Annotated in this window: 19 protein-coding genes and 1 tRNA gene; 6 read left to right on the top strand and 14 right to left on the bottom strand. The window is 59.6% G+C overall.

What is annotated here, in order from left to right; translation table 11 throughout:
* Window positions 1–96 precede the first annotated feature (96 nt).
* On the top strand, window positions 97–1152 hold the full coding sequence (locus ACQY7U_RS07565) for a hypothetical protein (RefSeq protein ID WP_428643249.1): 1056 nt from the start codon (window positions 97–99) through the stop codon (window positions 1150–1152).
* A gap of 67 nt (window positions 1153–1219) precedes the next feature.
* On the opposite strand, the gene ACQY7U_RS07560 is transcribed toward ACQY7U_RS07565, so the two are convergent.
* The 3 genes from ACQY7U_RS07560 to ACQY7U_RS07550 form a co-directional block, all read right to left on the bottom strand.
* Entirely contained in the window at window positions 1220–2224 is a 1005-nt protein-coding gene (locus tag ACQY7U_RS07560) for a site-specific integrase (protein WP_428643248.1), read from the bottom strand.
* 98 nt (window positions 2225–2322) lie between these two features.
* Window positions 2323–2399, bottom strand: a tRNA-Arg gene (locus ACQY7U_RS07555).
* A 1184-nt stretch (window positions 2400–3583) separates the two neighbouring features.
* Window positions 3584–3943, bottom strand: coding sequence for a septal ring lytic transglycosylase RlpA family protein (locus ACQY7U_RS07550; RefSeq protein WP_428643252.1), 360 nt, complete (start codon window positions 3941–3943; stop codon window positions 3584–3586).
* Between the two features lie 490 nt (window positions 3944–4433).
* On the opposite strand from ACQY7U_RS07550, the gene ACQY7U_RS07545 reads away from it, so the two are divergent.
* A complete protein-coding gene (locus tag ACQY7U_RS07545; RefSeq protein WP_428643251.1) occupies window positions 4434–6425 on the top strand; it encodes an EAL domain-containing protein in 1992 nt (663 codons plus the stop codon).
* 75 nt (window positions 6426–6500) lie between these two features.
* On the opposite strand, the gene gyrB is transcribed toward ACQY7U_RS07545, so the two are convergent.
* From gyrB to mutM, 8 genes are all read right to left on the bottom strand, one after another.
* The gene (gene gyrB / locus ACQY7U_RS07540) at window positions 6501–8954 is read right to left on the bottom strand and encodes a DNA topoisomerase (ATP-hydrolyzing) subunit B (RefSeq protein WP_428643246.1); all 2454 of its coding nucleotides are present in this window, start codon (window positions 8952–8954) and stop codon (window positions 6501–6503) included.
* Between the two features lie 132 nt (window positions 8955–9086).
* On the bottom strand, window positions 9087–10235 hold the full coding sequence (recF, locus tag ACQY7U_RS07535; RefSeq protein WP_428643245.1) for a DNA replication/repair protein RecF: 1149 nt from the start codon (window positions 10233–10235) through the stop codon (window positions 9087–9089).
* A gap of 31 nt (window positions 10236–10266) precedes the next feature.
* Window positions 10267–11385 (bottom strand): DNA polymerase III subunit beta, encoded by a 1119-nt coding sequence (dnaN, locus tag ACQY7U_RS07530; RefSeq protein ID WP_428643244.1) that lies wholly within the window; start codon window positions 11383–11385, stop codon window positions 10267–10269.
* A gap of 224 nt (window positions 11386–11609) precedes the next feature.
* Window positions 11610–13085: a chromosomal replication initiator protein DnaA gene (gene dnaA / locus ACQY7U_RS07525; RefSeq protein WP_428643243.1), complete on the bottom strand. Its 1476-nt coding sequence runs from the start codon at window positions 13083–13085 to the stop codon at window positions 11610–11612.
* 154 nt (window positions 13086–13239) lie between these two features.
* Window positions 13240–13650, bottom strand: coding sequence for a rhodanese-like domain-containing protein (locus ACQY7U_RS07520; RefSeq protein WP_428643242.1), 411 nt, complete (start codon window positions 13648–13650; stop codon window positions 13240–13242).
* A 677-nt stretch (window positions 13651–14327) separates the two neighbouring features.
* Window positions 14328–14594, bottom strand: coding sequence for a 30S ribosomal protein S20 (gene rpsT / locus ACQY7U_RS07515; RefSeq protein WP_428643240.1), 267 nt, complete (start codon window positions 14592–14594; stop codon window positions 14328–14330).
* A gap of 175 nt (window positions 14595–14769) precedes the next feature.
* Window positions 14770–15543, bottom strand: coding sequence for an enoyl-CoA hydratase (locus tag ACQY7U_RS07510; RefSeq protein WP_428643238.1), 774 nt, complete (start codon window positions 15541–15543; stop codon window positions 14770–14772).
* Window positions 15544–15644: 101 nt separating this feature from the next.
* Window positions 15645–16538, bottom strand: coding sequence for a bifunctional DNA-formamidopyrimidine glycosylase/DNA-(apurinic or apyrimidinic site) lyase (gene mutM / locus ACQY7U_RS07505; protein ID WP_428643236.1), 894 nt, complete (start codon window positions 16536–16538; stop codon window positions 15645–15647).
* Between the two features lie 198 nt (window positions 16539–16736).
* Between mutM and ubiE the strand changes: the two genes are divergently transcribed.
* The 3 genes from ubiE (at window position 16737) to ACQY7U_RS07490 (ending at window position 19359) form a co-directional block, all read left to right on the top strand.
* Window positions 16737–17486, top strand: a complete 750-nt coding sequence (gene ubiE / locus ACQY7U_RS07500; RefSeq protein WP_428643250.1) for a bifunctional demethylmenaquinone methyltransferase/2-methoxy-6-polyprenyl-1,4-benzoquinol methylase UbiE — start codon at window positions 16737–16739, stop codon at window positions 17484–17486.
* A gap of 3 nt (window positions 17487–17489) precedes the next feature.
* Entirely contained in the window at window positions 17490–19073 is a 1584-nt protein-coding gene (ubiB, locus tag ACQY7U_RS07495) for a 2-polyprenylphenol 6-hydroxylase (protein ID WP_428643235.1), read from the top strand.
* Between the two features lie 82 nt (window positions 19074–19155).
* Complete coding sequence (locus ACQY7U_RS07490; protein ID WP_428643234.1) at window positions 19156–19359, top strand: c-type cytochrome; 204 nt, start codon at window positions 19156–19158, stop codon at window positions 19357–19359.
* Between the two features lie 152 nt (window positions 19360–19511).
* On the opposite strand, the gene ACQY7U_RS07485 is transcribed toward ACQY7U_RS07490, so the two are convergent.
* Complete coding sequence (locus ACQY7U_RS07485; RefSeq protein WP_428643233.1) at window positions 19512–20138, bottom strand: GntR family transcriptional regulator; 627 nt, start codon at window positions 20136–20138, stop codon at window positions 19512–19514.
* Between the two features lie 87 nt (window positions 20139–20225).
* On the opposite strand from ACQY7U_RS07485, the gene ACQY7U_RS07480 reads away from it, so the two are divergent.
* Window positions 20226–20696, top strand: a complete 471-nt coding sequence (locus ACQY7U_RS07480) for an OsmC family protein (protein WP_428643232.1) — start codon at window positions 20226–20228, stop codon at window positions 20694–20696.
* Window positions 20697–20933: 237 nt separating this feature from the next.
* On the opposite strand, the gene ACQY7U_RS07475 is transcribed toward ACQY7U_RS07480, so the two are convergent.
* Both ACQY7U_RS07475 and ACQY7U_RS07470 read right to left on the bottom strand, forming a co-directional pair.
* The gene (locus tag ACQY7U_RS07475; RefSeq protein ID WP_428643231.1) at window positions 20934–21299 is read right to left on the bottom strand and encodes a low molecular weight protein tyrosine phosphatase family protein; all 366 of its coding nucleotides are present in this window, start codon (window positions 21297–21299) and stop codon (window positions 20934–20936) included.
* Window positions 21292–21894 (bottom strand): alpha-ketoglutarate-dependent dioxygenase AlkB family protein (locus tag ACQY7U_RS07470; RefSeq protein ID WP_428643229.1); only part of this gene is annotated, 603 nt, incomplete at its 5' end. The genes ACQY7U_RS07475 and ACQY7U_RS07470, both read right to left, overlap by 8 nt.

Genomic DNA, 21894 nt, shown 5'->3' with positions numbered 1-21894 from the left:
AAGCTGAATAGAAACCGGCACTGAGCGGTCAGCCTGTTGTCGCAAATGTTTCGTAGGCAGCACGTGTGCTTGGTGCCGGATCGTGTGATATAATTTTTGGCTAAAATTCAGGCTCAATTATTTTTGGAGGGAGCGATTATGTCAAACCAACCAAAAGGCGAGTTTAGCGACTATACCCCCAAGAAAGTATTCATAAAAAGAGCTGAAAACTCAAAAAGTAATCGTGACGAATACTACATTAAGGTGGTTGACACTCTCGATTCAAAGGGTATGCCGACTATGCCTGTTTTTCGGGAGAACTTTAATGTTTTCGCCGACGAAATCGCTTACGGACTAAGAAGAAAAATTGTTTACCGAACAGATAATGGTCATTTTGCCCGAGGTTTAGTGAGAGCAAACGGGCATTTGAAGATTGTTCATGAGCTTTACAAAAAACACGATTGGAAAGATGGCACACCTATAGATCTGACTATTTTAATAGTTAGGAGAAAAGACAAACAGCCGCCCTTCAGGTGGGCAATGGATATTTTGTACAAAGTAAATGATTTTGTTGATGGGGATGGATTTGAAATAAAAGCAGATGAAGGTCGAGTGCAAAATATGAAATGCGGAACGTTGGATAGAATACTTTCTGTCATCGAAGCGCAAGCAAATAACTTGTCGGGTCCGTCAAAGAAGCAGATACATAATATTATAGATATTGCAGAGAATGTAGGATGTCCAAATCATATTAATTTATGGTATTTCAATAGGCTTGTCATGAAAGATTTCGTCTCATGGAGGACAGATGACAAAACACGAAGGGAAATGATCAAGCACAAAACCAAGTTTCCTTTTGATGGACATACATGGCCTCATGGAAATTGGCGGATATATCCCTTCCAAAACATACTGAGATTGTACGCTCACAGTGATATTGAAGCCAAAGCAAAATCAATAATGAATGTAATGGAATATCACCGTAGCCAAATGGAAGAAGGACTAAAAGATCTGAACAGGGAGCTAAATCTAACTGGTCCTGCACGCTCTAACTTGAAGATACCTTTTGTCGGGGGAGGCGGGGCCGATATATATGGTCTGGCAAAAACGTTTTTCGGAGACATGAACAAACTGCGTGAAAACAAAAATCATCTCTACTATGCGTTTAGATAATCGAAAAGTAACGGTGTGCTAAACGGATTGGATGTTGCTTCCATTTAGGCCAGAGGCAAGAGTGAATTCACGTATCGTCTCTGATTAGGTCTTCGCGTTGTAATTTTTCGGACAGTTGATTTCCTGCGTGGGCATATCTCATCAGCATTTTTATGTCCTTGTGTCCGCTGATCGATGCAACCTCGGGAACCGTCAACCCCATTTCAAAAAACCTGCTGATCGCTTCGTGCCTGAGATCGTGGAAGTGTAGATCCTCGATATCTGTCTTTGCCAGCATCCGTTCCCAAGCCATCCGTAAGGCATTGGCAGTTATGGGGAACACCCTGTCATGCTGCCCTCCCATTCCTTGCAAGATTGCAAAAGCTGTTGGTGTCAAGGGAATGGTTCTCGAATAGCCGTTCTTTGACTCTAGGATGGTCACTGAGCGCCGTTTGAGGTCAACCTGGTCCCAGCGTAGCGCGAGGATCTCACCCTTTCTCATGGCCGTTTCTATCGCGAAAATGAGGATCTTTTCGATGAAGGGAATTTGTCTTGTTCTGGCTGCCTGCCTGAGCTTTTCGTATTCCCCTTCACTGAGCCTCCGTTCTCGCCTGACATCTCTTGCATCCAATCGTAGCCCTTGGATCGGATTTTCGGCGATAGGCAAGTCCCACTCTGTCTTGGCAATGTTGAATATGTGCCGGATGGTGTTGAGCTGTCTCTTAAGTGTCGTACCGCTGACCTGTTGCAGTCTTTCGTCCCTGTACCTTGCAAAGTCTGCCTTTGAAAGTTTGTCGAGGCGTATGTTGCAAATCGGATGGCGAAGAAATGCCGTTAGGACAATCTCCTCCGTCGTGGCACCCTTTTTGGTAGGTGTGATTTCCCGTTTGTAACGGCCTACGAGGTCCCCAAGCTTTTTTGATTTGAGGGGCGTTCGTTTTTGTGGGAGGTCGCCCTGGTCCGCTTTGACTTCCACAAACCGTGCCCATTCCTGCGCTTCTTTCAGCTGATGGAAGGTCTTTGTCTGCGAGGGGAAGCCCTGTCGTCTGAATTGAACGTGATATTTGCCGTTACGTTTCCGAATGGTCGCCATGATAGGTTCCGCTGTGCCCGTGTTGTGCCAGCAGCTGTCTACTCGGAAATTTGCATCTGGAAGCGGAGCTAATTATTAAATTAACTCAAGGCATTAGATGGCGCACCCGACAGGATTCGAACCTGTGACCTCTGCCTTCGGAGGGCAGCGCTCTATCCAGCTGAGCTACGGGTGCTTGTCACGGCCACGGGGAAACCGTGGCGGATAGAGGGGTCTGATACAAGATCCGGCTGACTTCGGCAATGGCTTTCTGAGATTTTGGACAAGATATGCAGGCCGAGACCTGGCCGGGGGGATTGGCGAACGGAAAGAGCGAAACGCGAAGCCGGTAAGTTCCCGGACAAGCCGCCCGGTCATCGTGGAAGCTGCCAGCCAACCGGCGGTTTGCGGTGAAGCTGCCGTTCTTTGCGGAACCAGGCCGGTTGGGCTCATTCGGCACCCTTGCCAGGGCCCGCCTGCAAATGGCAGGAAGCTGTCCGGCGGAATGTGCCGGCTTGCCGGCAAGGCGCGTCGTACGGCGGGTATTGGTTGAGCGGGTCACCGGCGTCGGGGCTCTCCCTGGAACCGGACCACTTCTGACGCAAAGGGTCCTTGAAGACCAATCCGTCCTGCTCCAAGTCCCCGCAGTGCCAGACGCAAGGGGGCTGATGAAACAGTTCCACAGCCGGGTCGACGGGCCGCTCTTGATTGCGAACGGCAGCCCGCCTGAAGGGCCCGCCCTTTCCGGTCTCCATCACCGTTGGGATGCCGGGGATACAACCTTGAAATTACCAAAGGTTGTATTCAGGCCGGGGGCCGTGAGCGGGTGGAGGCATCAGGAGGGTTCTGCAGCAGTTGGCAGCCGGCATCGGGGCGTCTTTTCGAGGCTGGCGGCGGTTCGTGGAAAAGGTGGTTTGAAGGGCATTGGAAAGGCCGGGTGCATGGGTGCCTTTGCAGGACCAAAAGAGACCGGATGTGGCAATCCGGAATGACACCGCTGTAATGCCAGTGTGTTTTTACCTGCACTTCCGATTGGTCTGCCAGGTGGGCGAGATACGAGGCGTCTTCCTGGAAGCCGTCAGGCAATTCGTTGATTTATCGCGGAAATAAAAAAACGCGCAGCCACGAGGACTGCGCGAATAAAGTTACTGTGCACGTGGCCCCATCGACCACGGCGGCAACTCTAGCGGTATCTTTCCTGAATGTCATTACCGTAAAATATTTTATTTTTTGATTCACCGTAAAGCGACTGATCGTTATTCATACTGAGTCGATCTTGAAACTAGTGAAAACGTGCATGCAAGGCCCCAAATCGCCTCTTACATCGGATGTAGGGAGCGACTCGCGCAAAGGTTGGGTCTCAATTGTCCCGCTGTATGGTTAACGGCACGCCCGGGCGGTACGGGTTTTTGCCGGTGCGGCGGGGCCGGAAACGGCAACGCGTGTGACGCCTTTGCTCAGGAAGCCCAATTCCCTGGCCGCCGCGTAGGTCACGTCGATCACGCGGCCCTTCGCATAGGGGCCACGATCGTTGATGCGCACGGTCACTGATTTGCCGTTCGCAAGATTTGTCACATCGACCAGTGTACCGAAGGGCAGGGTCCGGTGGGCAGCCGTCAAGCCGTTCGGATTGGCTCTCTCGCCGCTGGCCGTCGTGCCTCCCAGCTTGTACCAGGACGCCTTGCCGCATTGCTGGAAAGCACCGGCGGAGGCCTGAGCCGGAACGCTCAGACAGAACATTGCAAGCGACAAGCAGGTAATCTGCCTGATCTTCGTCGATACCGAATGTGAACCCATGAATACCCCTTCATGCCCGGAAACCGGAAAATACGTAGCTGACAGCACTGGATGCGGGGTGGGGAATAACATTCCCCGGCGGCACCATTACGTCGCGGGAGTGATCAAAATGTGGCAGGGATTTGTGTATTTTATGGAAGAAAGAAACGATTTTAAGTAAAATTTTAAAAGAAATGTAGATTTATTTATTAATATTTTGTTAACCATAGAAATTTTAAGAGTTGTGGGTAGAAATGCCTAGCCGGGATCTAATGTAATTCTGTGTTAATATTTAAGGATAGGCGGGCGCGTTGTATTTGAGTTGGCGCCAATCTGACGTTTTTGAAAGGGCGATCTGGTGCAATTCAACCATCGGTTAGCAGGTGACCGGCGGGAACGTTCCGGTCATGCAAATGTTAATGCACTAACGGTTTTTCATGCCTCCTTGCTGGAAGTGCTGCCCCATGCGGCTGTCTATCTCGGCCCCGACGGGCTTCTGCTTGGTCACAACAAACGTATGGAAGCGGCCTGTGCCGCGCATGGCCTGGGTGAGGTGCCGGGACGGTTGCGCGACTTTCTGTCCGCGGCCAGCCTCAAGCGGTGTGAGCCGGTGCTGTCGGCCGCGCTTGGCGGCGTGCCCGCACAGGCGAGCGGCGGATTGAGTCTCAAGTCCGGCGCAGGCTTCTGCCGGCAGTTGATCTGTACGTCTTTTCCTGCTGTTTCCGGCGGTGGCCGTGTTGTGCTTGTGCAATTTGTTTCCATGGACAACAGCGGGCCGGCGGTCCCGGTTGGGCAATCCGGTTTAGCCCCTCTGTCCGAGGCTGGCGGTGCGGCGGATTTCCTGCGGTATTTTCCCGATGATGTCTTGATTTTCAGCGAGGCGGAAAGCCCGGACGACAAGGCAGGCAGACTTCTGGAACTCATCGATACCGATTTCGAGAAGGAACTCCTCATTGCGGCGCTGGCGGATCAGGACGACCTGCCACGGTCCCTTTATGTGCCGGAACGGGCAGAAAACGGAGGTTCCGGAACCGCGGCAGACCAGTCCGTGTGTGAAGTGCGCCTGATCCCGATACCGGATCTGACGGCAGGCGGCGCGCCGCAAGCTGTCATGGCCATTCTCCGGCGCAACGTCGAAAGCCCGGATGAAATTGCCGAAAACAGGCGGCTGGCCTATCAGGATCCCCTGACAGGGCTGGAAAACCGGCGGTCTTTCACCAGGACACTGACACAAGACCTGGCCTTGCTGTCCCGGCAAGCCGGCGAAGGTCTGGCGGTCTTCTATATCGATCTGGACGAATTCAAGAAGGTGAACGATCTTGGTGGCCACGAAGCCGGCGACGACATGCTGTTGCATGTGGCGGCCTGTCTGAGGCAGACCCTGGGAGACCGGGGGACCGCAGCCCGGATTGGCGGCGACGAATTTGCCGGTACGGTGTTCACAGGCAGCGAAGAGGCAGCGCTCCGGATCGCGGAGGACATTCTGGAAGGCTTCGACCGGATCCATCTGGAAACGGGAAACCGCGTCTTCACCATCGGCGGTTCGATCGGCGTCGCCTTTGTCGGCGCCAGTCTCGACCTGAACAAGCTGGACGCGAGCCAACTCATCGGACTTGCCGATCAGGCCTGCCTTCGCGGCAAGCGTTTCGGTGGCCGCTCGGTGCAGGTTCACACGGTTCAACCCGGCGACTGCACCCGGAGCGGTTCTGTCGCAACGGACCTTCCGGAGCCGGACAGCTTCCGGGGCAATGAACTTGCACTCTACGCGATGCCGATATTCGATCTGCGGAAAAACAGCCTGTTCGGCTACGAAATGCTTCTGCGGCTGCAAGGGGACCGCGCACAAGGCCTGTCATCGCGTGCCTGGATTTCAGCCGCCGAACGCTCCGGGTTCATAGCCAGGGTCGATGCCTGGACGCTGCACAGGGTTCTGGACGCGGCAGACCGGAATCCGGTTCGCAAGACATTGACGATGAACGTGTCGGCGGACTCCGCGCGCGATCCCGGGTTTCGGGAGTGCCTTGTCAACCGCCTGTCGGTAAACCCGCTCCAGGCGTCCAGGTTGTGCCTGGAAGTCGCGGAGAAGGATTTTCTGCGCGAACCGGCTTTGGTCGAAACCTTCTTCAGGTTTGCCTCCGAGCTCGGATGCCAGACCGCGATCGATGACTTTGCAGGTCATTGGCCGAGCCTCTCCCGCCTGACGGGATTGCGTGTCGAATGGCTGAAGCTGCAAGCCGGCCTGACCCAGCACGTGGCCCGGTCCCCGGAGAAGGCGGCGATCCTGTCCGGACTGGTCAAGGCCGTACAGGCCCTCGGCCTCAAGGTCGTGGCAAAGCATGTCGAGACCGCCGAGGACGCGGCTCTGCTCAAGGAGCTGGATATCGAGGCGGCTCAGGGCTTTTATTTCGGCAAGCCGAAACCCTGGTCCGCCGCCGGTCTGCAATAGGCCGGGAACAGCAGGTGCAGACAGAAAAAGAGCGGCGAAATCGCCGCTCTTTTGTTTCTTGCCGGAACAGCCGGATCAGATGTCCAGGTTGGCAACCGCCAGCGCGTTGTCCTGGATGAACTCGCGCCGCGGCTCGACCTCGTCGCCCATCAGTTTGGTGAAAATGTCATCGGCATCGTCCGCCTCGCGCACTTTCACCTGAAGCAGGGAGCGGACATTCGGATCGAGCGTCGTTTCCCAGAGTTGCTCCGGGTTCATCTCGCCGAGACCCTTGTAGCGCTGCAGCGAAATCCCCTTCTGGCCAAAGGCGAAGACCTGGCTGAGAAGAGCCCGCGGTCCGCGGATTTCAGTCGGAATATCCTTGCGGCGCAAAACGGCGGCCTTGCCGTAGACTTCACGCAGGTGGTCGGCATGGGCCGCCAGCCTGCGGGCGTCGGCGGACCCCAGGAGTGCGGCGTCGATGGTGGCCGTTTCCTCGACCCCCCGGACGGTCCGCTTGAACACCAGGCTGCCGTCGTCCCGGGCCTCGCCGGTCCAGCCGCGTTCGAACTCGTCCGCCAGAATATCCATGCGGCGGGCGATATAGGCGGCAGCTTCCGCTGCCTTGCCGCTGTCATGCAGGATTTCGGTGTTGAGCGCTCCGGCAATCGCCGCCTGTTCGACGACGTCGCGGTTATAGCGCGAATGCAGACCGTCGAAGATATCGGAGATCTTGCGGGCGGTTTCGACAACGGCGTGCAGGTCCTGTCCCGTGCGCACTTCCCCGCCTGCCAGCGTCAGGGAAGCATCGTCCAGCCCTTGCGCGATGAGATAGTCCTCCAGCGCCTTCTGGTCCTTCAGGTACTGTTCCGACTGGCCGCGCTTGACCTTGTAGAGCGGCGGCTGCGCGATATAGACGTAGCCGTTCTCGATCAGTTCCGGCATCTGCCGGAAGAAGAAGGTCAGCAGCAGCGTCCGGATATGGGCGCCGTCGACGTCAGCATCGGTCATGATGATGATCTTGTGGTAGCGCAGCTTCTCGACGTTGAACTCTTCCTTGCCGATCCCCGTGCCGAGCGCGGTGATCAGCGTGCCGATCTCGTTGGAGGAGAGCATCTTGTCGAAACGGGCGCGTTCCACGTTGAGGATCTTGCCCCGCAGCGGCAGAACGGCCTGATTCTCCCGGTGGCGGCCCTGCTTGGCCGAGCCGCCTGCGGAATCGCCCTCCACCAGGAAGAGTTCGGCCTTGGAGGCATCGCGTTCCTGGCAGTCGGCCAGCTTGCCGGGCAGGGAGGCGACATCGAGAGCGCCCTTTCGGCGGGTCAGCTCGCGTGCCTTGCGGGCAGCTTCACGGGCGGAGGCCGCTTCCACGACTTTGGAAACGATCGACTTCGCCGGGGCCGGGTTTTCTTCCAGCCACTCGTTCAGGGTCTGCGAAATCAGGTTCTCCACCACGGGCCGCACTTCCGAGGACACCAGCTTGTCCTTGGTCTGCGAGGAGAACTTCGGATCCGGGACCTTGACCGACAGGACGCAGGTCAGCCCCTCGCGGCAGTCGTCGCCGGAGAGCGAAACCTTTTCCTTCTTCATCAGGCCGGTCGATTCCGCATAGCCGGTGATCTGGCGCGTCAGCGCCGCGCGGAAACCGGCCAGGTGCGTGCCGCCGTCGCGCTGGGGAATGTTGTTGGTGAAGCACAGCACATGCTCGTGGTAGCTGTCGTTCCACCACATGGCGGCTTCCACCGTGATGCCGTCGCGCTCTGCAATCATGGTGACCGGATTTTCGATCAGTGGATGCTTGGCCCGGTCGAGAAAGCGGACGAAGGCTTCCAGCCCGCCCTCGTAGAAGAGTTCCTCGACGACATCCTCGACGCCGCGCTTGTCGGTCAGGATGATGCGGACGCCCGAGTTGAGGAAGGCCAGTTCCCTGAGGCGGTGTTCCAGCGTGGCGAAGTCGAATTCGGTCTTGGTGAAGGTCTCAGGTGAGGGCAGGAAAGTGACCTCGGTGCCCTTCTGGCCATTGGCGGGCCCCACCACTTCCAGGGGGCTCTGAGCTTCGCCGTGGGCGAAGGTCATGAAGTGTTCCCGGTCGTTACGCCAGATGCGCAGATCCAGCTTGGTGGAGAGCGCGTTCACCACCGAAACGCCGACGCCGTGAAGGCCGCCCGACACCTTGTAGGAATTCTGGTCGAATTTCCCGCCCGCGTGCAGCTGGGTCATGATGACCTCGGCGGCCGACACGCCTTCTTCGGAGTGAATGTCCGTCGGAATGCCGCGGCCGTTGTCGGAAACCGTCACGGATCCGTCCGGATTGAGGGACACGGTGACATGGTCGGCATGGCCGGCGAGGGCTTCGTCGATTGCGTTGTCGACCACTTCGTAGACCATGTGATGCAGGCCCGAGCCGTCATCGGTGTCGCCGATGTACATGCCGGGCCGTTTGCGCACGGCATCGAGGCCTTTGAGGACCTTGATGGAGTCCGCGCCGTATTCGGCGCCGTCTCCGTTTTCCGGGGTCTGGTTGGGGTCGGACGTGGACATGTCGCTCATGCGAATCAATCACCAATCGGTTTGTCTATTCTACCCCCGTTATACGGGGTTCCGGCAGGGGTTCAACCGAACGCGTGCGATCGGAAAGCCAGCGAAGGGATTCTGGTGGAAAACCACAAGAATCCGGCGGATTTAAGGGGCCGTGACACCACGCAGCAGCCTGCTCCCGTTGTCCTTGATCTCGAACACCTCGGCATCGCCCGGCAAGGCTTCGAAAAGGGCCTCGTCGGTTCCGGTCATGAAGACCTGTCCGCCAAGGGTGTCCAGCTTGCCGAAAAGCGCCGCCCGCCGGTTCGGATCGAGATGGGCGGCGATCTCGTCGAGCAGCAGAACCGGGGTCATTCCGGAAACTTTCGCGGTCAGTTCCGCATGGGCCAGGATCAGTCCGATCAAGAGCGCCTTCTGTTCCCCGGTCGAGGATTGGGCCGCCGGCATGGACTTGGCAGCGTGCTGCACCTTGAGATCGCTCAGATGCGGGCCGTTCAGCGTGCGTCCGGCGGCGCGGTCGCGCGCGCGGCCGTCTTTCAGCATCTGGCGGTAGGCATCCTCCCGGTCGGAGGCGCTGAGGCCGATGGTCTCGGCTTCGAACGCCCCTTCAAGCGATACGGCGGCATGGGGGAAGGGGAGATCCTGGGCGGCCTGGTCCGCGATCATCTGCGTCAGCAGGCCGACGGTTTCGCTCCTGGCAATGGAGACGGCCGTCCCGAGTTCGGCGACCTGAAGTTCCAGCGCTGTCAAAAAGGCATCCGATCCGCCCTGGTCCAGCAGGCGGTTGCGCTGTCTGAGGGCGTTTTCGAAATCGCCGACCCGGCGGCCATGCGCCGGATCGATGGCCAGTGTCAGCCGGTCGAGAAAACGCCGCCGGTCGGAAGCCGGGCCCGTAAAGAGCCCATCCATGCTCGGGACCAGCCATAACACCCGCACATAGTCGAGCAGGCTCTCCGAGCCGCGCACGTCTTCGCCGTCGATCCTGACCTTGCGGCCCGGCGTCCCGGCCGCAAGGCCGGTGCCGATCTTCGTTTCCATCCCGTCCAGCAATACGGTTGCGGCAACGCTCCAGCTGCCGTCACCGTCCTTGCGGGCGACATCGGCAAGCGCTGCCCGGCGCAGGCCGCGGCCGGCGGTCAGGAAGGATATGGCTTCCAGAATGTTGGTCTTGCCGGCGCCGTTCGGCCCGACAAAAGCCACCAGCTTTGCCGTGAGCGGCAAGGTGAGCGTGGTGTAGTTGCGGAAGCCGGTCAGCGACAGACGGGTCAGCCGCGCCGTCCGGAACTCTGTCATTGTCCTGCTTCCGCTTGTCTTCTACGTCGGATCAGACCCGCATCGGCATCAGCACGAACAGGCAATCGTCGACCGTGTTGTCCTGAATGAGGGTCGGTGATCCGGAATCGGCCAGCCGGAACAGCGCGGTGTCGCTGCTGAGTTGGTTGGCGATGTCGAGCAGGTAGCGGGAATTGAACCCGATTTCCAGCGGCTCGGCGTCATATTCAACCGCCAGCTCTTCCGTCGCGCTGCCTGAATCCGGGTTGTTGACGGTCAGCACCATCCGGCCTTCCGTCAGGGACAGTTTGACGGCGCGTCCGCGTTCGGAGGAAATCGTCGAGACACGGTCGACGGCTTCCTTGAATTCGTCGCGGTCGACGCGCATTTCCTTGTCGTTGCCCTGCGGGATTACCCGGCCGTAGTCCGGGAAGGTGCCGTCGATCAGCTTGGAGGTCAGCACCACGGAGCCGGTGGTGATCCGGATCTTGGTGTCCGACAGTTCGATCTGCACTTCCACTTCCGGGTCCTCCAGAAGCTTCTGCATCTCGCCGACCGTCTTGCGCGGCACGATGATGCCCGGCATGCCGGAAGCACCGGACGGAGCCGGAACCTCGGCCTGGGCCAGGCGGTGTCCGTCGGTCGCGACCGCGCGGAACTGCTGGCCGTTGCCCGCGTCCACCGTGTGCAGGTAGATCCCGTTCAGGTAATAACGGGTCTCTTCCGTCGAGATCGCGAATTGCGTGGTGTCGATCAGCTTGCGGATGTCCCCGGCAGTCAGCGGGAAACCGTGGCTGAAGTCGCCTGCAGTCAGATCCGGAAAATCGGTTTCCGGCAGCATCTGCAGGGTGAACTTGGAGCGGCCGGCGCGGATTTCCAGGGTGGCGTTGTCGCTGGTGGTTTCCAGCACGACCTGCGAGCCTTCCGGCAGCTTGCGCACGATGTCGTAGAACATATGCGCAGGAACGGTCGTCGCCCCCGGCAGGTCGATCATGGCCGGGACGGATTCGACGATTTCCAGGTCGAGGTCGGTCGCCTTGAGATTGATTGCGCCACCGTCGGCACGCAGAAGGACGTTCGACAGGATGGGTATGGTATTCCGGCGCTCGACCACCCGGTGAACATGGGTCAGGGACTTGAGGAGGTCGGTCCGCTCGAGGGTCGCTTTCATACTCTCGTTCCGTACTCGTGAAACGCCAGGCGGATCTGCCTGGCCAAATGAACAAATTGGGCTCCGTTCGGGAGCGGGGGGAAGACACTGCCCTTAACCGGCGTCAAAAGCAAGAGGGCGTCCGCCCGGAACGCCCCCCATTTTGGTAGAATAACGTGTATTTCTAACGCTTTCGGTCCGGCCGGCGGGGTTGCTTGCGGTCCCCGGCGGCCGGTTGCGGCCGTTCAGGCGTCCAGCATGCGTTTCAGCAGTTCGAGTTCCTGCGCAAGCGCATAGTCCGCGCGGGCCATTTCCTCGATCTTGCGTACGGCGTGCAGCACGGTCGTGTGGTCCCGGTTGCCGAAGCGGCGGCCGATCTCGGGCAGCGACCGGGGCGTCATGACCTTCGCCAGATACATGGCGATCTGCCGGGGCCGGACAATGGTCCGTGTCCGCCGGGCGGACAGAAGGTCAGCCTTGGTCACGTTGTAGTGCTTGGACACGATGCGCTGGATGTCTTCGATCTTGACGCGGCGCGGTTCACTGGACCGGACCAGGTCGCGCAGGGTCAATTCCGCCATTTCCTGCGTGATCGGCTGATTGGTCAGCTGATTATGGGCGATCAAGCGGTTGAGCGCTCCTTCCAGGTCGCGGCCGGAAGAGGCCACATGCCGGGCGACATAGTCCAGCACGCCGTCCGGAACGTCGAACTGCGGATAGGTGTTGCGGGCCATTTCGACACGGGAGACCAGAATGCTCCGGCGCAGCGCGAAATCCGGCTCCATGATGCCGACGACGAGGCCGCCCGAAAGACGGGAACGGACGCGGTCGTCGAGCGTGTCCAGTTCGGACGGGGCCCGGTCGGCGGCGACGATCACCTGGCGTGCGCCATCGATCAGCGCATTCAGGGTATGGCAGAATTCCTGCTGCACCTGCTTGCCGTGCAGGAACTGCATGTCGTCGATCAGGAGAAGGTCGATGGTCCTGAGGGTTTCCTTGAAAGCCAGTGCCGACTGGGACTTCAGTGCCGCGACGAACTTGTACATGAAATGCTCTGCCGTCAGGTAGAGCACCTTGCGTCCCGAAGCCCTTGCCTGGGCGGCCACGGCCTGCATCAGGTGGGTCTTGCCGAGGCCGACGGAGGCATGCAGGTACAGCGGATTGAAGGTCACCGGACCGCCGGACGCCACTTGCCGCGCTGCCGCCAGGGCCAGGTTGTTGGACTCGCCTTCGACAAAGGTTTCGAATGTGTACTTCGGGTCGAGCGCAGCGCCCTGAAGCACGTCCCGGGGGGTATCCTGCGCGGTCTCGCCGCGGCCGACGGCCGCGGTGGCGGCCTGGGCACGGGTCACCTGGGAAGCGTCTGCGAGCGCATCACCGCGGTTTTCCAGGGTGACCGGCTTTGAGGCCGACGGCGCGCTGAGGCTCGGTGCGTTGACCGGAGTCTGCCGCGGCCGGATCGCGCTGCGGACCGTCAGCTCGATGCGGTGGACATTGTCGCACTCGCGCTGCCAAAGACCCATCAGCTGATCATTGTAATTGTTCTGGATCCACTGTTTCAAAAAGCGTGTCGGAACGGACAGGCGTACGGTGCCGTCCTGATGTTCCTCAAGATCCACGCGCGCGAACCAGCTGGTGAATACGTCGTCACCCAGTTCCGCGCGGAGTTGTTTCTTGACCCGCTTCCACTGTTCGGAGCCGCCTGCCTCCTGAACCTGCATGTCATTTGCCTCCTGTTTGAGTGAAGAACAGTCCGCCACAGCCGTTCTTCGACGCCTTGCTGCTTGTGCAGCATTATTGAGTCCCTTTTGGGACGGTTATCGCATGGGCGGCCGGAGAGTTCCTGCCACCTGACCCCGTCGAACAGCGGGGTAATTAGTTTTGAATCCAGGGCAGTCCGGAGGCCTTCCAGCCGGACTGGGTCCCGCGATGGCCGTCCGCATCAAGCGGACCTTCAAAGCCATCGGAGATGTTGAAGCACTGCGTGTAGCCGGCCTGCGTCAGGGCGATCGCTGCTGCCTGGCTGCGCGCTCCGGAGCGGCACAGAAAATAGATCGGCGCGTTTTGGTCAAGTCCTTTTTTTGCCAAAAGGTCCGAAACGTCCGCGACAAATTCGGGACGGGGTCCCGAAGGCGGGAAACTCTGCCATTCCGACAGAATGGGTTCCTTCCCGATCGCACGCAGATCCGGCAGGCCGACAAACGACCATTCCGCTCGCGTGCGCACATCAACGAGCACTGCCTGCTCGTTGCTGGAAAGACCCTCGAATGCCTCCTGCGCACTCAAGTCTCCAGCGTAGCCACCCTCATGAAACACAACTGCCCCCTTCAATAGCCGTGAGCTATTGATTTAAAGTACTTTTAAGAATGTCTGGAAGAAGAACTAGTCCGTATCGACGCTAAGCGCCGGGGTTGCTGAATACAATAATGTATTCATCCGGTATGCGTTTTGTTTTGTGCTCAGCTGCGTTCAGACTAGACTTATTCATTGTTTATCCAAGCACCGTTTTTTTGGTCGCCTGCTGGTCATTTCGTGCCAGCCGATTGTTAATATACAGACAGCGACCGGAGGAGCAACCGCGTGTTTTTCCGAAACCCCCCGGCAAGCGGTTTCTACCCTAGCGTGACAATAATTCACCCCGCTGTGGGTGATCGAACAAATGCTTTTTACCGCAATGACTTTTTGTCTCTCAGGGCCCTGTCATAATCCAAAAACCGACTTTTCAAAAAAAAATTCGGAACTGATACCTTGACTCGTATCGAATCCGGTTTGATTGGGTTCTCAAATGTCTACATGTATATAAGTCGTTGGTTTTAATAAATATTTTCTGACAGTATCATACATGGCAGAATTGACGATGTTGCAAGCGATGGTTGCTGTATTCCGTCATCCACAAAATTACGCGGCTAAAAAAAACCCGGCACTGAGGCCGGGTCTTTTTAACGGTGATGTGACGGTGCTTGTTAAGCGCCGAGCGCCTTGATGCGGGCGTTAAGACGGGAAACCTTGCGGGAAGCCGTGTTGGCGTGAAGAACGCCCTTGGTTGCGGCGCGCATGATCTCCGGCTGTGCAGCCTTGAAGGCTTCGTTCGCGGCGGTCTGATCGCCAGAAGCGATGGCTTCCTCAACCTTGCGCAGGAAGGTGCGCACGCGGCTCCGGCGAGCTTTGTTCGTGGCCGTCCGGCGGGCAATCTTGCGGGCCGCCTTCTTGGCCGATGGTGTGTTGGCCATGGGCTCAATCCTGATCGGTAATTGGGACTAGTGTCCGGTGGCGATCGGGACCGATGCACATTGGCGGTAAGACCCGATCAAAAAACAACGGCGGCGAAGTTCGCCACCGATTGGGCGCTGCTTATAATCTTGCTTGGCGTTGCCGTCAACGGCTTTATCGTTGATAGCGGCAAGATTATTTGTTGCGGAACTGGGGCGTGCGTTTCTCGGCGAAGGCGCTCATGCCTTCGTTCTGGTCCTCCAGCGCGAACATTGCCTGGAAGACCCTGCGCTCGAAGCGGACGCCTTCGGAAAGCGTCGTCTCGTAAGCACGGTCCACGCTTTCCTTTGCCATCATGACGACGGGCAGGGAGAAGTCAGCGATCTTTTCCGCTGCCTTCATGGCTTCGTCGATGAGGGTGTCGGCGGGCACGATCCGGCTGACGAGACCGCTGCGCTCGGCTTCTTCCGCATCCATCATGCGGCCGGTCAGAACCATTTCCATGGCTTTGGACTTGCCGACGAAACGGGTCAGCCGCTGGGTGCCGCCCGCACCCGGAATGACGCCGAGGGTGATTTCCGGCTGGCCGAACTTCGCGGTGTCGGCAGCGATGATGAAATCGCACAGCATGGCCAGTTCACAGCCGCCGCCAAGCGCATAGCCGGCGACCGCGGCGATGATCGGCTTGCGGTTTCGGGAAACCCGGTCGAACGGGGTGATGAGGTCCGTCTGATAGGCCGTGGCAAAATTGTGCGGCTGCATCTCCTTGATGTCCGCACCGGCGGCAAATGCCTTCTCCGATCCGGTGATCACCACACATCCGACTTTTTCGTCCGCGTCGAACCCGTCGAGGGCGGTGCCGAGTTCGGCAACAAGGGCCGAGTTCAGGGCGTTCAAGGCTTTCGGACGGTCCAGAGTGATCAGGCCGACCTTGCCGCGTTTTTCAACGCGGATGTTTTCATATCCCATGTTGCCTGCTCCCAGTGCTCCAGGCGGTTGATTTTCCGCGACATGCCTAACCGACCGGGCGCCGGTCTGGCAAGTTTGACCGAAAGGTTAGCACGGTTGCCCTAGCGCTGGCACGACGGGCAGTGGAAGGTCGAGCGGCCCGTCTGAACCAGCCGCGATACCGTTCCCTTGCAGCCCGGTGTCCGGCAGGCCTGGCCTTCCCGGTCGTAAACGGCAAAGGAATGCTGGAAATAGCCGAGAGAACCGTCCGCCTTGGTGTGGTCGCGCAAGGTGGAGCCGCCTGCGGCGATGGCTTCCTCCAGTGTTGCGCGGATACTGGCGGCAAGCAGCTCCGCCTTGTCCGTCGGGCGCCCGGATTTGGCCGCCAATGTCCCGGCGGCGCGCACCGGACTGAGACCGGTTCGCCAGAGGGCCTCACAGACATAGATATTGCCCAGTCCCGCGATCAGTTTCTGGTTGAGAAGAGCGGACTTGAGCGGCGTCTTCCGGCCCGCGAACAGCCGTGCCAGGGTCTCGCCGCTCAGATCGTTGCCGAGAGGCTCGATCCCCAGATCCTTGAAGAAGGGATGGCCGGCCAGCTGCGGTCTTGCGATCAGATCCATGAAACCGAAGCGGCGCGGGTCATTGTAGATGATGCGGGCGCCGGCGTTGTCCGCCGTCCTAAGATGAAACACCACGTGATCGTGTTTGGGATCCTTGCCGCGTTCATGGGTGAACTTGCCCGGCGTTGCCTGAAGGGTGTCGTTTTCGATCCGGAACGACCCCGACATGCCAAGGTGCATGACCAGCACGTCGCCGGTATCGATATCCGCGAGCAGATACTTGGAGCGGCGGGAGAGCGCGGTGACTTGCCTGCCACGCAGCCGTTCGCGGAAGTCGGCCGGAAACGGAAAGCGCAGGTCCGGCCGGTTCTGGTCGACCTTGACGATCTCCGATCCTTCAAAAGTCGGCGCAAGCCCCCGTTTGACGGTTTCCACTTCCGGTAATTCTGGCATTTGTGCTCTGGTCTCCGGTCCGGTTGCGCGCTATAGGCCTGCGGCATATGGCTTTCCATGGCCGGCGAAGATAGCGCCTGACGGACGCTTGTACTATGGTCCGGCGCACTTTGTAGGTAAAATGAACAGCATCCGCCAGGAGGCGCATTCATGACGCAACAGGCACAGACCGGCACATCCGGCCGCGCACCGGAAGACATGCCGACCAGTTTCGGCTTCACCAGGGTTGCCGAAGGGCAAAAACAGGCCCTGGTGGACGATGTCTTTCACAAGGTCGCCGAGCGCTACGACGTGATGAACGACCTGATGTCCGGCGGTTTTCACCGGGTGTGGAAGGATGCGATGGTCTCCTTCCTGGCACCGCCGAAATCGGGCGCGTCCGGCTGGCGGCTTCTGGATGTGGCCGGCGGAACCGGCGATATCGCCACCCGTGTCGTGCGCCGCTCCAACGAGACGGTGGAAGCGGTCGTCTGCGACATCAACGAAAGCATGCTGGGTGTCGGTCGCGACCGGGCCGAGAAGGCAGGTCTTTCGAATCTCATCACCTTCAGCCAGGGCAATGCGGAAGAGCTGCCGTTCCCGGACAGGAGCTTCGACGCCTACACCATCGCTTTCGGCATCCGCAACGTCCCGGACATCCCCAAGGCCTTGCGTGAGGCGCACCGTGTGCTGAAACGGGGCGGCCGGTTCCTGTGCCTGGAATTTTCAGAGGTCGACGTGCCGCTGCTGGACAAGGTCTATGACGCCTTTTCCTTCAACGCCATTCCGGCGATAGGCAAATTTGTGACCGGCGACGGCGAGCCTTACCGCTATCTGGTGGAATCGATCCGCAAGTTCCCGAGCCAGGAGCGGTTCGCCGAAATGATCCGCGAGGCGGGCTTCGAGCGGGTGAGCTACCGCAATTATTCCGGCGGCATTGCCGCGCTGCATTCAGGCTGGAAGCTCTGATTGATGGCCTTTCCGGTAATGTCTCTCCTCCGCCTGGCGCGGGCTGGATTCGTGATGGCGCGCGAAGGCGTGTTCGGCCTGGTCTCCCTGCCTGACCTGCCGGCGGGCCCGCGGTTTGCCATCGCCATGGCGCGGCTCCTGGAGCGCCGGGCGGTCAAGAACAAGAGCGCGGAACTGCGCCTGTCGGACGCGCTCAACAAGCTCGGGCCCTCCTACGTCAAGCTTGGCCAGTTTCTTGCCACCCGTGCCGACGTGGTCGGCAAGGAGGCGGCGCGCGAGCTCTCGCTGTTGCAGGACAGGCTGCCCGCCTTCGACCATGAAGACGCCCTGGCGGCCGTTTCCGAACAACTGGGCCGGCCGGTGGACGAGATTTTTGCCGAATTCGGCGAAGCTGTCGCCGCCGCCTCCATCGCGCAGGTGCATCCCGCGGTCATCCGTGACCGGGACGGAAACGAGCGCAAGGTGGCCGTGAAGATCCTGCGGCCCGGCGTCGCGCGCCGGTTCCAGCGCGACCTGCAGAGCTATTACCTGGTCGCGCACCTCGCCGAACGGTTCCACGCACCCTCCCGGCGCCTGAGGCCGGTGGCCGTGGTTGACACGCTTGCGCAATCGGTCGCGATGGAAATGGATTTCCGCCTCGAGGCGGCGGCCTTGTCGGAAATGGCCGAGAACACCGCCGGGGATCCCGGCTTCCGGGTTCCGAAGGTGGAATGGCTACAAACGGCCAAGGGCGTGCTGACCATGGAGTGGATCGACGGCCGGAAGATGTCCGACGTCGACGGCCTGGCCGAGGACGGACACGACCTGGAAGCGCTCGGCGCCATGGTCATCCAGAGTTTCCTGCGCCACACGCTGCGCGACGGTTTTTTCCACGCCGACATGCACCAGGGCAATCTCTTCGTTCAGGTGGACGGCACGCTTGTGGCCGTCGATTTCGGCATCATCGGCCGTCTCAACAAGCGCGAGCGCCGGTTCCTGGCCGAGATCCTGTTCGGCTTCATCACCCGCAACTACAAGCGGGTTGCCGAAGTGCATTTCGAGGCCGGTTATGTGCCGCCGGACCAGGATGTCGACATGTTCGCCCAGGCGATCCGTGCTATCGGCGAACCGATCCACGGTCATGACGCGAGCGAGATCTCCATGGCCCGGCTGCTGACCCAGCTGTTCGAGGTGACCGAACTCTTCGAGATGCGCACCCAGACCCAGCTGATCATGCTTCAGAAGACCATGGTCGTAGTGGAAGGCGTGGCCCGTTCGCTCAATCCCAATCTCGACATGTGGAGAACCGCCGAACCGGTGGTCGGCAACTGGATCCGGGAGCATCTCGGCCCGGTGGGCAAGGTGAGGGATGCCGGGGATGCTCTTGCCTCGCTCGCCCGCATCGCCAACGACATGCCGCTCTTCGCCAACCGCATCGGCCGCATGTCGGAGGAATTGGAAAAGATGACCCATCAGGGTCTCAGGTTCGACGAGGAAACCGCCGAGGCCATCGGCAAGGCGGAGGCGCGGCACACGCGCTCGGGGCGCGTCGCCCTCTGGGTGATCGCCCTTTCGCTGGGCGTCCTGGCCGTGCAGAGCCTTCTTTAGGACGCTGGCCAGGTGAACTGGCCAGCCCAGCGGGTCGCTCTAATCACGTCCGGAAATCGCGGATCGACCGGGGAGCCTGAGCATGACAGTTCCAGCCGCAGCGAAGATTGCCCTCCAATTGGCGGTCTTTTCCGGATGCGCCGGTGCCGGGCAGGCGGCTTTCGCCGAAGGTGATCCCGCCAACGGCAGGACATTGGCCAAGTCTTCGCAATGCTCCCGCTGCCACGGCCAGGACGGCAATGCACGCTCCACGTCCTTTCAGCCCGTCCCGATGCTGGCAGGGTAGCCTGCGGCCTATTTGGTCAAGGAAATGAAGAGCTACGCCGACGGCACAAGGGCGAACACCAGCAAGAACGGCAATATGTCCAAGGCGCTGAAATTGCTCAGTGAAACTGACTTTAATGACCTCGCTGCATATTACGAAGCGCAGAAACGGTATTAGTTCTCGTTGGGAAGCTCTTCCCGTAATGTCTGGAAAGCTGTTTCGATGTGGGACGTCAGCACCCTGACAGCTCGCGTGGCGTCCCGGGTCTCGCAGGCCTTCACCATGTGCTCGTGGTCTTTCAGCCACTCTCCGGTCCGCCGTGGCAGGAGGCCGTAACCGGCGATATGAATGCGGCAGGTGCGGCGCAGGTCCTCGATCATGGCCAGCTGGCGCGGGCGGCCTGCGGGCAGATAAAGACTGCGGTGAAACGCCCAGTCACCTTCCGCCCAGCTGTCGGTCGCCGCATCGATGTTGGAATGGGCGAGCGCCATTGAAATCCTGTCTAGGTCTTCCGGTTCCATCCGCTTGATCGCCTGGGACAGGCAATCGGTCTCCAGCAGAATACGCAGATTGTAGACCTCCCGGATTTCGGCGGTTGTCAGCCTAATTACCCGGGCGCGCCGGTTGGGCACCAGATCGATCAGCCCGCGCGCGGCCAGAAGCTGGAGCGCGTCGCGGACCGGAATGCGGCTGACGGAGAAACGTTCGGCGATCTCGCCCTGTTTCAACTCCTCGCCCGGCCTCAAGGTGCCGCCGACGATCTCGGTTTCCAACGCGGTGGCGATGTGTTCGGCGGACATTGGTGCTCCCTCATGATGCCTCATAACTAACTTGACAGAGGCGCGTAATCAAGAAATGTATAAATGTATACATTTTGGAGTTTCGGAATGAGCACTGAGCACACCTACACCTCCGCGATCCTGTGGACCGGAAACCGGGGCGAGGGCACAAGAACCTATCGCGGCTATGACCGCACCTGGGAAATCAGGACACCGAGAAAGCCTGTCGTTTCCTGTTCCAACGATCCGCTGCTCGGCGGCGACCCTGCCTTGCACAATCCCGAAGACCTGCTCCTGTCCGCGCTCGCCAGCTGCCACATGCTCTGGTACCTGCATCTGGCCAGCAATGCCGGCATCGCGGTGACCGCCTATGAGGATGCACCGGAAGCCGTTGGCGAAACGGAACGCAGCGGCGCCGGCCGCTTTCTGCGGGCCACCCTGCGTCCGAAGATCACAGTGCCGGCGGGAACGAACCTCACAAAAGCCGACGCTATCCATCACGAGATCCACAAGGTCTGCTACATCGCCCGCTCGGTGAATTTCCCGGTCAGTTTCGAGGCGAGCTATCTGGAAGGGTGAAGCGGCGTCCTGTCGGAGGCATCAGGGTAATGACGAACTCTCACTTGGCCTTCCCGGACGTAGCAAAGCGAAGATCCGGGATCTTTCGGCCAAAAACAGGAACCTTGGCAAACGAAACAGGTTCCTGCGGCCCGCAGGTCCCGGCTCGCGCTTCGCTTGGCCGGGACGGCGCCGGAGAGAAGGCCTTTGTCAGCAATTTGGGGCGTCCTGTCGAACGCATGAGTTTCTGCTCTTTGCTCAAGTGGATGACGCGGAACCCTGGGCGGAAAGGATCAGTGGCTTTGCCGCCTCAATGATCAGCTCGACCAGTTCCGGGTCCATGAACTGATAGTCGTCGGGAATGTCGAGCACATGCACTGTCCCGGGCCGCAAGGCTTGGCGATAGTCCTTCTTGAGCCGTAAGGCGTGCTCGGGCTCCATGACGAGAATGAGGTCCGCCCAGTCGATGTCGGTTTGCTTCACGGTTCGACGCGCGGCGCGGCTTGTTCCGGCCGAGCGGACGTTCACGCCGGACATCTTTCGAAACACCCGCTCCGCCGTCGGACTGCGCCATTGGTTGCGGCTGCAGACGAACAGGACATTGAGGGAGGCGGCTTCAGTCAAAAGGCGTCACCCGCCTGAGGGTCAAATTGATCCGCCCGCCGTTCTTCAAAAGCGTCGAGGTGCCTTTAAGCACCCGGTCGATGCCGTGAAAGGCGAGCCGCGCCTCGCCGCCGAGCACGACAACGTCGCCTGATTGCAGGCGGAAGGATTGTGTCGGGTCCTTGCGTTTAAGCCCTCCGATCCTGAAGGTGGCCGTATCGCCAAGGGAAACGGAAACGACAGGCGCGTCGAAGGTTTGCTCGTCCCGGTCCTGATGCAGGCCCATTTTTGCGCCCGCCTCGTAGAAATTGATCAGGCAGGCTTCCGGCTCCGGTGCGTCCGGCGCAAGCTCCGACCAGAGGTCCGTCAATACAGCGGGCATCTCCGGCCAGTCCCTGCCCGTATCCGGATGGGTCGGCTGATAGCGGTAGCCTTTGATGTCGGAGACCCAACCGAGCAGCCCGCAATTGCTCATCCGGACCGAAAACGGCTTGCCGGTTTTCGGCATCACCGGCTGGAACAGTGGCGCCTCGGCGACGATCGCCCGGATCCGCTCCAGAAGATCTTCCTGCGCTTCCCGGCCGAAATGTCCGGGCAGATAGGCAAGGCCGCTTAG

The organism is Roseibium sp. (assembly GCF_050301095.1).
Taxonomy (GTDB): domain Bacteria; phylum Pseudomonadota; class Alphaproteobacteria; order Rhizobiales; family Stappiaceae; genus Roseibium.
Note: the sequence above shows the minus strand (reverse complement) of the source record. Positions and strands in the feature narration are given on the sequence as shown.

Bases quoted from the DNA above. Each gene is read 5' to 3' on its own strand.
- ACQY7U_RS07560 (WP_428643248.1), bottom strand. From the start codon at position 2,224: ATGGCGACCATTCGGAAACGTAACGGCAAATATCACGTTCAATTCAGA.
- ACQY7U_RS07550 (WP_428643252.1), bottom strand. From the start codon at position 3,943: ATGTTCTGTCTGAGCGTTCCGGCTCAGGCCTCCGCCGGTGCTTTCCAG.
- gyrB (WP_428643246.1), bottom strand. From the start codon at position 8,954: ATGAGCGACATGTCCACGTCCGACCCCAACCAGACCCCGGAAAACGGA.
- recF (WP_428643245.1), bottom strand. From the start codon at position 10,235: ATGACAGAGTTCCGGACGGCGCGGCTGACCCGTCTGTCGCTGACCGGC.
- dnaN (WP_428643244.1), bottom strand. From the start codon at position 11,385: ATGAAAGCGACCCTCGAGCGGACCGACCTCCTCAAGTCCCTGACCCAT.
- dnaA (WP_428643243.1), bottom strand. From the start codon at position 13,085: ATGCAGGTTCAGGAGGCAGGCGGCTCCGAACAGTGGAAGCGGGTCAAG.
- rpsT (WP_428643240.1), bottom strand. From the start codon at position 14,594: ATGGCCAACACACCATCGGCCAAGAAGGCGGCCCGCAAGATTGCCCGC.
- ACQY7U_RS07510 (WP_428643238.1), bottom strand. From the start codon at position 15,543: ATGGGATATGAAAACATCCGCGTTGAAAAACGCGGCAAGGTCGGCCTG.
- mutM (WP_428643236.1), bottom strand. From the start codon at position 16,538: ATGCCAGAATTACCGGAAGTGGAAACCGTCAAACGGGGGCTTGCGCCG.
- ubiE (WP_428643250.1), top strand. From the start codon at position 16,737: ATGCCGACCAGTTTCGGCTTCACCAGGGTTGCCGAAGGGCAAAAACAG.
- ubiB (WP_428643235.1), top strand. From the start codon at position 17,490: ATGGCCTTTCCGGTAATGTCTCTCCTCCGCCTGGCGCGGGCTGGATTC.
- ACQY7U_RS07490 (WP_428643234.1), top strand. From the start codon at position 19,156: ATGACAGTTCCAGCCGCAGCGAAGATTGCCCTCCAATTGGCGGTCTTT.
- ACQY7U_RS07485 (WP_428643233.1), bottom strand. From the start codon at position 20,138: ATGTCCGCCGAACACATCGCCACCGCGTTGGAAACCGAGATCGTCGGC.
- ACQY7U_RS07480 (WP_428643232.1), top strand. From the start codon at position 20,226: ATGAGCACTGAGCACACCTACACCTCCGCGATCCTGTGGACCGGAAAC.